Below are 14133 nucleotides of genomic sequence, written 5' to 3'. Positions count from 1 at the left end.
TGGTGACCCTGCCCAATCCCCCGTCCTTCCGGCTCGACGGTCAGCGCGCGCTGGTCGCGGGCGCCTCGTCGGGCATCGGACTTGCCTGCGCCACCGCGCTGGCCGAGGCCGGGGCCGAGGTGACGCTGGCGGCCCGGCGCATCGAGGCGCTGGAAGAAATTACAGGAGAAATGACCGCCCGCGGTTGGAAGGCAGCCGCCCTCCGGCTCGACGTCGCCGATGTGGAGGCGACCGCCGCCACCGTGGCGGACCACGGCCCGTTCGACATTCTCGTGAATTCCGCCGGGGTGGCGAAGCACACCAAGGCGACCGAGACGACGCCCGAGGATTTCGACACCGTCATGGGCGTGAACCTGCGCGGCGCCTATTTCCTGACGCAGGCCGTGGCCAGGGGGCTGATCGCCGCCGGAAAGCCCGGATCGCTCATCAACATCTCCAGCCAGATGGGCCATGTCGGCGGTCTCGACCGCGCCGTCTACTGCGCGTCGAAATTCGCCGTCGAAGGCTTCACCAAGGCGATGGCGCTGGAATTCGGCCCGCAGGGCATCCGCATCAACACGGTCTGCCCGACCTTCATCCTCACCTCCTTCACCCAGGCGACATTCGACGATCCCGCGAAACGCGACTGGCTGATGCAGAAGATCAAGCTGGGCCGGGTGGGAGAGACGGAGGACATCATGGGCGCCGTGCTCTACCTCGCCTCCCCGGCCTCCTCTCTGGTCACCGGCACGGCGATCCTGGTGGACGGAGGCTGGACCGCCGACTGATGCGGGGGCGCAAGATCACCTCGGCGGACGTGGCGGCGCGCGCCGGCGTGTCCCAGTCCGCCGTGAGCCGCGTGTTCACCCCCGGGGCCTCCGCCTCGCCCCGGACCGTGCAGAAGGTGCGCAAGGCCGCGGCGGAACTGGGTTACCGTCCGAATGTCATCGCCCGGACCATGGCCTCGGGGCGCAGCCGCATCATCGGCCTCGTGGTCGCCTATCTCGACAACTACTTCTACCCGGAGGCGCTGGAGAAGCTGTCGAAGCTGCTTCAGGACCGCGGCTATCACGTCCTGTTGTTCATGGCCTCCCAGACCGCCGAGAACGTGGACGACATCGTGGAGCGCATCCTCGACCATCAGGTCGACGGTATCGTCGCCGCCTCCGCCGGGCTGGGGTCGGAACTGTCGGCCCGATGCCGCGCGGCGGGCGTGCCTGTGGTTCTCTTCAACCGGAGCCAGGACGATCCCTCGCTCTCGGCGGTTACCTCCGACAACGTCGCGGGCGGGCGCCGGGTGGCAGAGTTCCTGCTCGCCGGGGGCCACGGCCGTATCGCCTACATCGCCGGTTGGGAGGGCGCCTCCACCCAACGCGACCGCGAGTTCGGCTTTCTCGCGGGCCTCGCGCGTGGCGGCGCCGCGCTCCATTCCCGCGCAGCCGGAGAGTTTCGCCTCGAGACCGCCCGCACCGCCGCGCGCGTTCTCTTTGCCGGGCCCGACCGGCCCGACGCCGTCTTCGTCGCCAACGACCACATGGCTTTCGGCGTCATGGACGTGCTGCGCCACGAACTGGGGCTGTCGGTGCCCGGTGACGTGTCCGTCGTGGGCTATGACGACGTGCCCCCCGCCGCCTGGCCCGCCTACGATCTCACCACCGTCCGTCAGGCCGCGACCCGCATGGTCGCGGAAACCGTCGCGATCCTGATCGACCAGATCGAGCAGGCGTGCGACGAACCCCGCCGCATCGCCATTTCCGCCGATCTCAGGGTGCGCGGCTCCGCCCGGGTTCCTGCGGGCTGGAGCAGGTGAGAGAGCCGGTCTTTCCCGGCGATGGCCTCGACGCGCGCCGCCGGATCGCGGAGGGTCCGTTTCCGGCGGTGCCGGTCCGGTGCACGCTCCGTGCACGGCTTGCATCACATCGCAGAGGCCTCAAATGACCCCCATCGCAACCACCCACGTCGGCAGCCTCCCCCGCAGCCAGCGGGTGGTCGATGCCCTCTTCGCCCGCGAACGCGGAGAGCCCGCGGACGCGTCGGAGTTCGACGCGACCATCGCCGAGGCGGTGATGGAAACCGTCCGACGTCAAAGGCTTGCAGGCGTCGACATCGTCTCCGACGGCGAGACCTCGAAGATCAGCTACGCCACCTATGTGAAGGACCGCTACACCGGCTTCGGCGGTGACAGTCCCCGGAACACGCCAGCCGACCTGAGCCTTTTCCCGAATTATCTCAAACGCTTGTCCCGCGACGACGGCTCCCCCCGCTTCGCCCGCCCGATGTGCGTGGGCGAAGTGACATCGAGGGGACAGGGCGAACTGCAAAAGGACATCGTCAACCTAAAGACCGCGATGGAGGCGCACGGGATCGCGCACGGCTTCATGAACGCGGCCTCGCCGGGGGTGATCTCGCTCTTCCTGCAGAACGCCCATTATCCCACGCGCGAGGCCTATCTCGCCGCCCTCGCGGATGCGATGCGCGACGAGTACCGCACGATCGTCGAGGCCGGTCTCGACCTTCAACTCGACTGCCCCGATCTGGCCTTGTCGCGACACATGCTCTTCGCGGATCTCTCCGACAAGGACTTCGTAAGGATTGCGGGCCAGCATGTGGAGGCGCTGAATCACGCGCTGGAGGGATTGCCTGAGGAAAGGATCCGCATTCACATCTGCTGGGGCAACTACGAGGGGCCCCATATCTGCGATATCCCGATGGCGCAGATGTTCGACACGCTCATGTCCGCCCGCGCGCGCTATGTGCTGTTCGAGACGTCAAACCCCCGCCACGGCCATGAATGGACGGTGTTCCGCGACCGCAAGGCGGATATCCCCGAGGACAAGGTGCTGGTGCCCGGCGTCGTCGACACGACGACGAACTTCGTCGAGCATCCCGACCTCGTCGCGCAAAGGCTGGAGCGGTTCACGGCCATCGTGGGCCGCGAGCGGGTGATCGCCGGGTCCGACTGCGGTTTCGGCACCTTCGCGGGCTTCGGCGCCGTCGATCCCGATATCGCCTATGCGAAACTCGCCGCTCTCGCCGAAGGCGCGGCGCGGGCGCAGTGACGCCCGCGCCCCCGTCACTTCCGCAGATAGGCCATGCCCTTGGAGTAGAAGTCGTCCATGTACTCGCCGAAATGGAGCGGCGGAAAGGCCACCGGCGTTCCGGGCTCCACCAGCTGCGGCGGCGGGGCGATGATACTGTCGTAATCGGGATTGGCGAAGAAAGGGATCGAATAGCGCGGCTTCGTCGACCGGTTCACCACCCGGTGCGGCGTGGAGCGGTACCGCCCGTTGGTCCAGCGCATCATCATGTCGCCGATGTTGATGACATAGGTCCCCGCGATGGGCGGCGCCGAGATCCACTCGTTCTCGAGATGCCCCACCTCGAGCCCCCCGGTGTCGTCCTGCATCAGGAGGGTAAAGGCGCCGGTGTCCGTATGCTCCCCCGCGCCGATCTCGAAGTCCTCCTCCCGCTGGGACTTCGGCGGGCGGTAGTGCAGGAGGCTCAGCTGCACCAGCGGGCGCTTGTAATAGGGTGCGAACCAGTCCTCCGGCAGGTCGAGGCCCATGGCGAAGGCCTTCGCCAGATGCACTGACAGGTCGAGCTGGCTTTCCTGGTAGGCCGTCACCGTGTCCTTGAAGCCCGCCAGATGATCGGGCCAGCGGTTCGGCGCGTGCATGGGCTTGCCCATCTTCACGTCGGGATCGTCGGGCGCCAGTTCGAACATGGTGCGGAAGGTCTCGATGGCCCCGCCCACCTGGCCGCCCTCGCCCTCCAGCTTCGAGGGGACGTAGCCGCGCCACCAGTCGAGCGTCGCGCCGGTCTTCATCCGGTCCTCGAACGGCTGGGCGAAGAACGTCGCGCTCATGCCGAACGTGTCGTCGATCAGGCTTTGCGGCACGCCGTGCCCGGCGAGATAGAAGAAGCCCACCGTCTCGCAGGCCGCGGCGATCCTCTCGGCGATGGCGGCGCGGGTGCTCTCCGAGCCGTCGCGGAAACCCTCGAAGTCGATCACCGGGATCGCCGAGATATCGACATCGCGGGCCTTCTCGTAGGCCTTCGGAAACTTCTGGTCGGTCATCGGAGGGTCTCCTTTGTGATCAGTGCGGCCTTTGCAAGGGCCGTCAGCGTCAGTTCCAGCGCCGCGGCCTGGGTCTCTTGCGGCAGGCTGGGCAGCAGGCGCGGCGTCATCGGCGCGGCATCGCCCCCCTCGGGCCCCTCGCGGAGGAACCGCGCGACCTGCGCCGTCGTATAAGGCAGGTGCAGGAAGCCGGCTGGGCCGGTCACGCCCGCCGCGGCCATGGCGCCGAGAAGGCAGTAGAGGTTGAGATTGCACAGATGCGTCCCGGCATGGTGCGACACGGTGGCGGGCAGGTCCGCGGCCAGCAGCCCCCGTGCCAGCGCTCGCGCATCCCATGTCGCGAACCTTGCGGCGGGGCCGGCCGGCTCGATCGGGCCGCCGTCCGTGGGCCGGTCTCCCTCGTTGTCGGCCACGCCGAAATCGACGCGGTTGATCGCCGTCGTCTCGAAGCGGAAGCCGGGCTCGCCCGTCGCGAGCCCAAGCGCAACCCAGAACACCGGGCGATGCTCCGCCGCCAGGTCACGGTTCAGGGCGGGCAGCCGCGCGCGGCTGACCGGTGTCCGGATACAGCGCAGGGTCACACCGCCGATCTCGCGCCCGTCGAAGAGCGGCAGGAGATCGGAGGCCGGGTTGTCGGGCAGCCCGGCGAAGGGTGCCGATCCGGTGACGAGGCCGATGGGCCTTCCCGGCGTGTCGAGGCTCATGCGGGCGCTCCGATGGCGGTCAGGAATTCGGCAAGGAGTGGCTCGAAAAGGTCGGGCCGCTCGACGGGCGCCATGTGCCCGCAGTCCGGCAGGACCGCGAAGCGCGCCCCGGGAATGCCGTCCGCGATGGCGCGCAGGGCCTCCACGGTGATGAAGCTGTCCTCCGCCGCCGCGATCACCTGCACCGGCACGCCCAGCCCGGCGACAGAGGCGCGAAGGTCGATCCCGCGCGCCGAGCGGAAGGCGCGGAAGAGCGCGTCCTGGTCCATCGCCGTGCGCCGTTCGATGAAGGCGGCGACGGCCCCGGGATGGGCCTCGGCCCAGGCGGGATGAAAGATTGCCTCCGCCTGTTCCATGGCGAACTCCCGGGCGGAGAGCGTCGCCACCCGCGCCAGCATGTTCTCGGTTCCTGCCTCCGCTTGGGGACTGCTGGACAGGCCGCCGCAGGCGAGGACGAGCGCCGAGGCCCCGCCATGCCGCAGGGCCGCCGCCGCCGCGACCGGGGCGCCGAGGGAGAAGCCCGCGAAGGCCAAGCGGGTCACGCCGAGGGTCTGAAGCGCCGCCACGACGTCGGCGGCATAGAGGTCGATGGAATAGGCCGCCTCCGTCGCAGGCGTTGCCCCCACGCCGCGCATGTCGGGGGCGAGAACGCGAAAGCCGGCCTCAGACAGCGCGGCAATGGTGCCCCGCCAGAGGCTCAGCGCATCCCAGCCCAGACCATGGATCAGGACCACGACCGGCCCGTCGGCGGGGCCGGCCTCAAGCATGGACAGCGGCAGGCCGGCGGCATCCACGATGCTCCGCCCGATCGGATCACGGAGAACGTTCATGTGTCTCATGCTCCCGGCAGGCACGGCCCGAGTCAAAGCCCGCGCGCGGCATGGCTCAGGCGGATTCGCGAGCGCATGGATTTTCGGCAGGCCGCCGCAGCGCAGCGCGCGAAAGGGGCAACCTCGGACTCGCCGCGACATCTTGCCCGGAATCCTTGCCGCGCCTGCGAAGGGCGGGCGCATCATTGGCCGTCAAGACAGCGGACACAGCCAGGGAGCCTCACCATGACGCGCAATTCCACGGGAAAACTCGCCACGCCCTACCTGATCACGGGCCGCCGGAGGTTTCTTGGCGGCATGGGGGCCATGGCGGGTGTCGGGTTCGCCCCGATGTTTCTGGGCGGCGCGGGTCCTGCGTCGGCGCAGGGGCTCGACAAGGTCACGCACCAGCTCGGCTGGATCAAGTCGATCCAGTTCGGCGGGCACTTCGCGGCCATCGAGCAGGGCTATTTCGAGGAAGAGGGCATCGAGGCGGAGTTCCTCGCGGGCGGGCCGAACGCCATCGGCACCGATGTCGCCATCGCGACCGGGCAGGCCGACACCTCGGACACCGATGTGGACGGCACGATCCGCTCGCGCATCGGCGGCATGCCGATCAAGGCCATCGCCGCGATCATGCAGAAGGCCCCCGGCGCGATCATGTCGCTGGCCGAAAGCCCGCTGACCAGCCTCGAGGATTTCCCGGGCAAGACCATCGCCCTGCCTACCGGTCTTCAGCCGCAGATCGATTCGCTGATGACCGCCGCGGGTCTCGACAGCTCCGAGGTGACCTTTGTGCCCGTGGGCACCGATCCCGGGATGCTCGCCGCCGGACAGGTGGACGGCTATTACGGCTGGGCCACGAACCAGGGCGTGATGCTGATGACCCGGGGCGTGGACATCCACATCGCCTACATGAACGACCTCGGCGTGCCGGGCTATGCCGGCGTCATCACCGCGACGGACGAGACCATTGCCGAACGCGGCGACGTGCTGACCCGCTGGCTGCGCGCCGAGATCCGCGGCTGGCAGTGGCATCTGGAGAATCCCGAGGAAATGGCCGTGCTGATGGTCGAGAAATACGGCCAGCGCGGGCTCGATCTCGAGGCGCAGACCGCCGAGAGCAAGCTGATGGCGGATTTCGTGCCCATCGGTGACGCGGCGGAGAACGGGCTCCTCTGGGTCGATCCGGCTGTCTTCGAGCAGGGCCTCGCCTTCAACGTCGCGGCGGGCACCATGGAGGAGGGGGCCGTCGCCGTGGAGGACGTGGTGACGCAGGAGCTGATCGCGGCGGCCCACGGCGTCGCCTGAGTTATGACCCAGGTCGAAGGAAAACTGCTCCGCCGGACTCCGGCGGGGCAATGGCGCGCCGATCCGGGTCGGCTGGAGCTGGATGGCGGGCAGGTCGCCGCCGTGACGCTCGCCCCGGCGCGAGAGGACAGGCTGATCCTGCCCGCGCTCTCGAACGCCCATGATCACGGGCGCGGCATGCGGACCATCGCTTTCGGTGCCGGCGACGACGCGCTCGAGGTCTGGATCGCCGCGCTGGGGCTCGAGCCGCGCACCGATCCGTGGCTGCGCGCCGCCGTCGCCTTCGGCCGCATGGCGCGGGCGGGCGTGGGCGCGCTCAACCATTGCCACAACACCGCCGATCCCGCCGCGCTGGTGGAGGAGGCCGAGGCGGTCTCCCGCGCGGCGCGGAGCGTCGGCGTCCGCGTCGCCTTCGCCGTGCCGATCATGGGCCGTAATCCTCTGGCCTATGGCGATCCGGACCCGCTTCTCGCGCGGCTTCCGCCCGCGATGGCGGAGGCGCAGCGCCGCAGGCGGGCGAGCCTGCCGGACCAGTCCGCCCAACTGGCCATGGTCGAGCGGATCGCCGATTTCGAGCACGAGTGCTTCACGGTTCAATACGGCCCGGTCGGCCCGCAATGGGTCAACGACGACATCCTCGCCGCCATCGCCCGCGCCTCCGCCGACACGGGCCGGCGGGTGCACATGCACCTTTACGAGACGGCCTTTCAGAAGGACTGGGCGACCGCCGCCTATCCCGGCGGGCTGGTGCGGCATCTCGATGCCATCGGCTTCCTGTCCGAGCGGCTGACCGTGGCTCATGGCGTGCATCTCGACGATGCCGATTGCGCCCTGCTGGCGGAGCGCGGGGTCATGGTCTCGCTCAACGCCTCGTCGAACCTGCGCCTGCGATCGGGCATCGCGCCGGTGGCGCGGTATCTCGCCCATGGTCTGCGCTTCGGCCTCGGCCTCGACGGCATGGCCTTCGACGACGACGAGGACGCCTTGCGCGAGCTGCGCGTCGCCTGGCGGCTGCAGCGCGGCTGGGGCGTGGACGATATCCTGACCCGGGACCGCCTGCTCGACGCGGCGCTGCTGGACGGCCGCCGCGCGATCTTCGGTCCCGGCGCGGGGCAGGGCCTCGAGGCGGGCGCCCCGGCGGACCTTCTGGAGCTCGACATGTCCCGCATCCGCGCGGACGTGCTGGAGGACCGGGCCGATCCCGTGGACCTGATGATCGCGCGGGCCCGGACCGAGGATGTGCGGACCCTGATCGTGGGGGGCCGCAGGGTGGTGGAGACCGGGCGTGTCACGGGCATCGACCTGCCCGCCGCCGAGGCGGAGCTGATGGCCCAGGCCCGCGCAGCGGCGGGCGCGGCCCCGGACCTTGCCCCCCTGCAGGCGGCCATCGCGGATTACTACCGCTGCGGATGCCACCGCCGGATCGTGACAGAGGAGGCCTGACACCATGGGCGGCATAGAGCTCAGGGGCGCGACCAAGCGCTTCGCCCTGCCGGACCGGGAGCTGACCGCGCTCGACAGTATCGACATGACGATCCCCGAAGGCGCCTTCGCCGCGCTGATCGGCCCGTCGGGCTGCGGGAAGTCCACGCTCCTGCGGATGATCGCCGACGTCCTGCAACCCACAGAGGGACAGATCGCCGTGGCGGGCCAGCCGCCGAAGGCCGCGCGGCTGTCCCACAGGATCGGCTTCGTCTTCCAGGCGGCGACGCTCCTGCCGTGGCGGACGGTGCGCGAGAACGTGCGCCTGCCGCTGGAGATCGCGGGCGTCACGCCCCGGCGCAGCCCCGAGGCGCTGATCGACCTCGTGGGCCTGCACGGGTTCGAGGACGCAAGGCCCGCGCAGCTGTCGGGCGGCATGCAGCAGCGCGTGGCCATCGCGCGGGCGCTGGTGCTGGAGCCCTCGGTGCTCCTGATGGACGAACCCTTCGGCGCGCTCGACGAGATCACGCGGCAGCGCATGAACGTGGAGCTTCTGCGCATCTGGAAGGAAAGCGGCACGACGGCCGTCCTCGTGACCCATTCCATTTCCGAGGCGGTGTTCATGGCGGACACGGTGCATGTCCTGTCGGCCAATCCGGGGCGGCTTGCCGGGTCGGTGGAGATCGACCTGCCGCGTCCGCGCAGCCTCGGCCAGATGAAGCTGCCGGCCTTCAACGCGCTGGAGAATGCCGTGCGGGACCTCCTGTTCCTCGACGACAGACCGGCCGAGCAAGCGCCCCGGAGACCGAAGGTGGCCGCCGTTGGATCGTGACCGCCTGACCGCCCTTGCCTCTGCCGTCTGGCCGCCCGCCGCGACCTTCGCGGCGCTTCTGGCGATGCTGGAAATCGCCTCGGGGGCAGGGTGGCTGCCGATCACGGTGCCGCCGCCCTCGGCGGTGATCGCGGAATTCGGCACCAGCGGCGCCGATCTGCTGTATCACGTCTGGCCGTCGATCCTCGCGACGGTTGCGGGCTTCGCCATCTCCGCCCTGGTCGCCGCGGGGTTCGCCGCCGTGGGGGCAAGCTGGCGCCGGGCCGGCGGGCCGGTCTTCACGCTGGGCGTGCTTGTGGACAGCACGCCCCTGATCGCGGTGGCGCCGATCCTCGTCGCCTTCATCGGGGGCGGCATGACGCTGCATGTCGTGGTGGCGGCGGTGGCCTGCTTCTTTTCCATCCTGATGGGGATGATGAAGGGCTTCCGCGCCGTGGACCGCAATTCCGACGAGCTGTTCCACGTCCTCGCCGCCTCGCGATGGCAGCGGCTGGTGAAGCTCGCCCTGCCGAGCGCGCTGCCCTTCGTCTTCGCCGGGTTCAAGATCGCGGCGCCGCTCGCGGTGCTCGGCACGCTCATCGCGGAATGGATGGGGGCGGAGCGCGGCGTGGGGATCATGATGATCTACGCCATGTTCTCCTTCGATCCGCCGCAGGTCTGGATGACCATCGTCGCGGTCTGTCTCATGGCCATCGGTGGTTACAGCCTCTTCGCCGTGGCGGAGAGGGCCTTCCTCGGCTGGGCCGACCGGGACGAGGGAAGGCTCTGATGACCGGCCTCCGCCAGGTCGAGACGCCAGACTGGCGCGCCCTGCCGACCCGCTGGGCCGAGGCGCAGGTGCGGCTCGCCGCCGTCCGGCGCGCGGTGCTGTCGGTGCTGCTTGGCCTCGCTATTCTTCTGTCGCTCTGGGCCGGCGCGCTCCGCCTCTTCGACGTGCCCGCCTTCATCGCCCCCGGTCCCGCCGCCACCTTTGCATCCTTTGCCGAGAACCGGGGTCAGCTTTTCGGCGCGCTGGGCCATACGCTGACCGGGGCGGGCATCGGGCTGGTGATCGCGACGGTGCTGGCGCTGATGCTCGCCACGGGCTTCACGCTGTCGCGGGTGATGTCGCGGGCGTTGATGCCGCTGGTGATCGGGATGCGGACGGTGCCCGTTCTGGCCGTGGCGCCGCTGCTGATCCTCATCTTCGGGCGGGGGCAGGGGGCGACCATCGTGACGGTGGTGATCGTGGGCTTCTTTCCGATCATGGTGAACGCCATGCGCGGCTTCCGGTCGGTGCCCGCCAACGTGGACGAGCTTTTCCACGTCGCGGGCGCGCGCTGGTGGCAGGTCCTGTGGAAGGCCCGTATTCCCTTCGCGCTGCCCTTCATCTTCACCGGCCTGCGGACGGCGGCGACCTCGGCGCTCCTCTCGGCGATGCTGGCGGAGTGGCTGTCGGGCTCTCCGGGGATCGGGCGGCTGATCTACGACGCCTATTCCTACCGGGACATGCCGCTGATGTTCGCGGCGGTGGCCCTGTCGATGGCCACGGCCTTCGCCCTCTTCGCGGCGACCTCGCGGCTGGAACGGAACCTGACGGAATGAGCCCCGGGATCGACCTCTCGGGCCGCGCGGTCTTTGTCACCGGACCGGCCAAGGGCATGGGGCCGGCCATCGTGGACATGCTGGTGGAGGCCGGGGCGGCGGTGGCCCTCGCCGCGCGGGACAGGGCGGCGCTGTCGGAGCAGGCGGAGGCCCTCGCCGCCCGCGGCGGGCGCGCCGTTGCCATCCCCTGCGACGTCACCGACGAGGGAAGCGTGGCGGCCGCCGTGGCGCAGGCGCGGGCAGCCTTCGATAAGCGGCACTGGGGACTGGTGAATGTCGCTGGCGGCACCGGGCCATCGGGCAGGATGCTGTGGGAGCACACGGTGGAGGACTACCGCGAGGTCTTCGATCTCAACGTGATGGGCACCTTCTTGACGATGAAGCACTGGCTGCCGCCCATGATCGAGGCCCGCGCGGGCGGGATCGTCAACATCGGCGGCACCTTCGGCTTCAAAGGCGTGCGGGAGGCTTCGGCCTATGGCGCCACGAAATGGGCGCTGCGCGGTTTCACCAAGTCCGCGGCGCTGGAGGCGGGGCATGCGGGGGTGCGCGTCAACATGGTCTCTCCGGGCGGGGTCGACGGGCCGCGATTGCGCCGCCAACTCGGCGAGGCGGCGGAGAGGCGGGGCATCCCGGCAGCGGAGGCCTATGACAGCTTCGCCGCCTCCACGGCCCTTGGCCGCATGTCCACGTCAGAAGACGTGGCCGGCGCGGTGCTCTACCTCCTGTCGGACCTCAGCCGCAACGTGACGGGGCAGGATCTTCTGGTGGACGGCGGCACCGTGGTCTGATCCGGTCAGCGCCAGCCGAGGGTCATGCGGCCGGTCATCGCCTCGCCCGGCGCAAGAGTGCGCAGGCCGGGCAGCCCAGGCAGGTTCACCGCATCCACCGGATGGCTGACCGGTTCGGCACAGAAGAACTCCGCCTCGGCGGAGGGGGAGTAGACCACCAGCGTGGAGAGTGGCTCGCCCGCCGAAAGGGTCACCGGCGTCGCGGCGCCCCGGGCGATGGTCAGCGTTCCGCCGAAGTCCGCGAAGGCGTTGTTGATCCACCCCTGGGGCAGGGCGCGCATCTCGTGGAAATCCCAGTCGGGCGGCAGGGGTACGGCTGCGGTGCCCGCGGGCAGATGCCCCGCGCCCTCTTCCCAGACCCCGGAGGCGGCGAAGCGCAGGGCCGTGTCCGCCATGCGTGGAAACCACGGATGAAACCCGAGACCGAAGGGCAGGGCGGTGTCGCCGCGGTTGGTCACGGTCAGGTCCAGATCCACCCGCTCCGCCAGAAGCAGGCAGTGCAGCGTCGCCCGATAGCGCCATGGACCGAAGGCGCCCTGCTCGAGGGCCAGGACCGCGTGCGTGCCGCTGGCCTCGCGCACCTCCCAGGGACGCTGGAACGCATCGCCATGGATCGGGCAGGGTTCCCCCGGGAGGTTCGGCGATAGCGCGTTCCTCTGTCCCTCCCAGCAGAATCCGCCCGAGATGCGGTTCGAGAAGGGCGCAAGAAGGTTGCACGCGAGCGCGAAGGGCCCGTCGTCAGGGACGCCGCTCCACGTGCGCAGGACCGGGACACCGTCCGCCCAGAGGCCCGCGATCCCGCCGCCCATGTCGGGGACAATCTCCAGACGGGCCGGACCGGCCGAAAGGGTCAGGACGCGCCCCGTCACAGGACGTCCAGGACCTCGTCCATGCTGGTGTCCTCCACCCGCTTGTCGAGCACGACTTCGCCCAGCGCCATCGCCACGATCCGGTCCGTGCAGTCGAAGACATGGTGGATGTTGTGGCTGATGAAGATCGCCGTGATCCCCATGGCCTTCAGCGACTTGATGAAGCCCAGAACCTTTTCGGTCTCCTTGACCGCGAGGTGGTTAGTGGGCTCGTCGAGGATCATCACCTTCGACTTGAAATGCATGGCGCGGGCGATGGCGACGCCCTGCCTCTGGCCGCCCGACAGTTCTCCGACCAACGCGTCGGGGGAGCGCAGGTGCAGGTCCACGTCGCGCAGGGCCTGCATCGCCTCCTCGGCCATGCGCCTGCGGTCCATGACGCCCACGCCGAAGATCGAGGCCTTCAGCGGTTCACGTCCGATGAACATGTTGCGGGCGATGCTCATGGTCGGCACCATGGAATTGTACTGGTAGATCGTCTCGATCCCCGCATCCATCGCGTCGCGCGGGTTTCCGAACTGCACCTTGCGCCCTTCGAACGAGATCGACCCCCCGTCCGGCTGCTGCGTACCCGACAGGATGTTGATCAGCGTCGACTTTCCCGCCCCGTTGTCGCCGACGAGGCCCAGTGCCTCGCCTCGGCGGATGTCGAGGCTGACGCCCTTGAGGGCATGAACGCCGGAGTACCACTTGTGCAGGTCCCGGACCTCGATGATCGCGTCGCCGCTCATGTGTTCGTCTCCACCTTCATGGCGCGGGCCTTCTTTCTCAGCCAGGCGTTGACGATGACGGCGAAGATCGTGAGCCCGCCGAGCGCCATCTTGAACCAGTCGGCATCCACGCGGCTCAGGACCAGCCCGTTGTCGATGACCCGGATCAGCACCGCGCCGATGATGCCACCCAGAATTGTCCCGATCCCGCCCGTGAGCGCCGTACCGCCGATGACAGCGGCCGCCACGGCCTGAAGCTCCAGCCCCTCGCCGATCGACGGCAGTGGGGCGCCGAGGCGCATGACCTGGATCGTCCCGGCAAAGCCCGCCAGCAGCGAGCAGAGCATGAAGCAGGCGATCTTCACCCGCGCCGTGGGGATCCCCATGGACTGTGCTGCAGGCAGAAAGCCCCCCGTCGCCCGCACCCAGTTGCCGAAATTTGTCCGTCCCAGCAGCAGCGAGACAAGGATCGCGACGGCAAGGAACCACAGGAACGACATTCGGAACATGTCGCCAGGTCCGACGAAGGCCACGAAGGCGTCCCGCGGCATGGCGCCCTGCGGAATCATCGGGGGAAAGCCGCCCGAGATCACCACCGTGGCCGACCGCGCGACGAAGAGCATTCCCAGCGTCGTGATGAAGGAGGGGATGTTGAAGCGGATCGTGATGATCCCGTTGGTCAGCCCCACCAGCAGGGCCGCGCCAAGTCCGGCCGGGAAGGCCAGCCAGAACGACACGCCATCGGCCAGCAAGACGCCCATTACCATCGGGCAGAGCGCGAAGACGGAGCCCACGGACAGGTCGAACTCGCCGCAGATCATCAGAAGCGTTACCCCGATGGCCACCAGCGCCATCTCGGGCAGCAGCCCGAGGATGCCCTGCACGTTCTGCGCGTTCAGGAACACGCCGCCCGACTGGATCTGAAAGATCGTGCCGAGGACCAGCAGAAAGACGATGCCCGCAAGCTCGGGCTTTTCCATGTAGATCTTGAGCAGGCGTCGCATCGGCGGCTCGTCCCCCGGTAAGGCGTATGTCATGGGAGGG

Annotated in this window: 15 protein-coding genes; 9 read left to right on the top strand and 6 right to left on the bottom strand. The window is 69.2% G+C overall.

The features are described from left to right. Window positions 1-2 precede the first annotated feature (2 nt). From EAT49_RS06385 to EAT49_RS06375, 3 genes are all read left to right on the top strand, one after another. Window positions 3-767, top strand: coding sequence for an SDR family NAD(P)-dependent oxidoreductase (locus tag EAT49_RS06385; protein ID WP_123641815.1), 765 nt, complete (start codon window positions 3-5; stop codon window positions 765-767). After that, window positions 767-1789, top strand: a complete 1023-nt coding sequence (locus EAT49_RS06380) for a LacI family DNA-binding transcriptional regulator (RefSeq protein ID WP_123641472.1) — start codon at window positions 767-769, stop codon at window positions 1787-1789. The genes EAT49_RS06385 and EAT49_RS06380 overlap by 1 nt, the downstream gene beginning before the upstream one ends. Window positions 1790-1913: 124 nt before the next feature. Further along, window positions 1914-3038, top strand: a complete 1125-nt coding sequence (locus tag EAT49_RS06375) for a cobalamin-independent methionine synthase II family protein (protein WP_123641471.1) — start codon at window positions 1914-1916, stop codon at window positions 3036-3038. A gap of 14 nt (window positions 3039-3052) precedes the next feature. Here EAT49_RS06375 and EAT49_RS06370 read toward each other — a convergent pair whose 3' ends face one another. From EAT49_RS06370 to EAT49_RS06360, 3 genes are read right to left on the bottom strand one after another with little or no spacing between them, the layout of a single operon-like run. Continuing rightward, the gene (locus tag EAT49_RS06370; protein WP_123641470.1) at window positions 3053-4057 is read right to left on the bottom strand and encodes an isopenicillin N synthase family dioxygenase; all 1005 of its coding nucleotides are present in this window, start codon (window positions 4055-4057) and stop codon (window positions 3053-3055) included. Further along, on the bottom strand, window positions 4054-4761 hold the full coding sequence (locus EAT49_RS06365; RefSeq protein WP_123641469.1) for a pyroglutamyl-peptidase I: 708 nt from the start codon (window positions 4759-4761) through the stop codon (window positions 4054-4056). The genes EAT49_RS06370 and EAT49_RS06365 overlap by 4 nt, the downstream gene beginning before the upstream one ends. Next, on the bottom strand, window positions 4758-5591 hold the full coding sequence (locus EAT49_RS06360; RefSeq protein ID WP_185020678.1) for an alpha/beta fold hydrolase: 834 nt from the start codon (window positions 5589-5591) through the stop codon (window positions 4758-4760). The genes EAT49_RS06365 and EAT49_RS06360 overlap by 4 nt, the downstream gene beginning before the upstream one ends. A 225-nt stretch (window positions 5592-5816) precedes the next feature. Here EAT49_RS06360 and EAT49_RS06355 point away from each other — a divergent pair, with 225 nt between their 5' ends. Genes EAT49_RS06355 through EAT49_RS06330 form a run of 6 tightly spaced genes read left to right on the top strand, consistent with a single transcriptional unit; the run spans window position 5817 to window position 11510 of the window. Beyond that, the gene (locus EAT49_RS06355; RefSeq protein ID WP_185020677.1) at window positions 5817-6881 is read left to right on the top strand and encodes an ABC transporter substrate-binding protein; all 1065 of its coding nucleotides are present in this window, start codon (window positions 5817-5819) and stop codon (window positions 6879-6881) included. 3 nt (window positions 6882-6884) lie between these two features. Next, window positions 6885-8324: an amidohydrolase family protein gene (locus EAT49_RS06350; RefSeq protein ID WP_123641466.1), complete on the top strand. Its 1440-nt coding sequence runs from the start codon at window positions 6885-6887 to the stop codon at window positions 8322-8324. Between the two features lie 4 nt (window positions 8325-8328). Further along, window positions 8329-9135, top strand: a complete 807-nt coding sequence (locus tag EAT49_RS06345) for an ABC transporter ATP-binding protein (protein WP_123641465.1) — start codon at window positions 8329-8331, stop codon at window positions 9133-9135. Continuing rightward, window positions 9125-9904: an ABC transporter permease gene (locus EAT49_RS06340; RefSeq protein ID WP_185020676.1), complete on the top strand. Its 780-nt coding sequence runs from the start codon at window positions 9125-9127 to the stop codon at window positions 9902-9904. Before EAT49_RS06345 ends, EAT49_RS06340 begins: the two co-directional genes overlap by 11 nt. Further along, window positions 9904-10719, top strand: coding sequence for an ABC transporter permease (locus EAT49_RS06335; protein ID WP_123641463.1), 816 nt, complete (start codon window positions 9904-9906; stop codon window positions 10717-10719). Before EAT49_RS06340 ends, EAT49_RS06335 begins: the two co-directional genes overlap by 1 nt. Further along, window positions 10716-11510 (top strand): SDR family NAD(P)-dependent oxidoreductase, encoded by a 795-nt coding sequence (locus EAT49_RS06330; RefSeq protein WP_123641462.1) that lies wholly within the window; start codon window positions 10716-10718, stop codon window positions 11508-11510. The genes EAT49_RS06335 and EAT49_RS06330 overlap by 4 nt, the downstream gene beginning before the upstream one ends. Window positions 11511-11515: 5 nt before the next feature. Here EAT49_RS06330 and EAT49_RS06325 read toward each other — a convergent pair whose 3' ends face one another. From EAT49_RS06325 to EAT49_RS06315, 3 genes are read right to left on the bottom strand one after another with little or no spacing between them, the layout of a single operon-like run. Then, complete coding sequence (locus EAT49_RS06325) at window positions 11516-12379, bottom strand: aldose 1-epimerase (protein WP_123641461.1); 864 nt, start codon at window positions 12377-12379, stop codon at window positions 11516-11518. Beyond that, the gene (locus EAT49_RS06320; protein ID WP_123641460.1) at window positions 12376-13110 is read right to left on the bottom strand and encodes an ATP-binding cassette domain-containing protein; all 735 of its coding nucleotides are present in this window, start codon (window positions 13108-13110) and stop codon (window positions 12376-12378) included. Before EAT49_RS06320 ends, EAT49_RS06325 begins: the two co-directional genes overlap by 4 nt. Beyond that, a complete protein-coding gene (locus EAT49_RS06315) occupies window positions 13107-14093 on the bottom strand; it encodes an ABC transporter permease (protein WP_123641459.1) in 987 nt (328 codons plus the stop codon). Before EAT49_RS06315 ends, EAT49_RS06320 begins: the two co-directional genes overlap by 4 nt. Window positions 14094-14133: the final 40 nt, after the last annotated feature.

Source organism: Histidinibacterium lentulum (assembly GCF_003789055.1).
Taxonomy (GTDB): Bacteria; Pseudomonadota; Alphaproteobacteria; order Rhodobacterales; family Rhodobacteraceae; genus Oceanicola; species Oceanicola lentulus.
The sequence above is the reverse complement of the archived record's forward strand: the minus strand, read 5'-3'. Positions and strand labels throughout refer to the sequence as shown.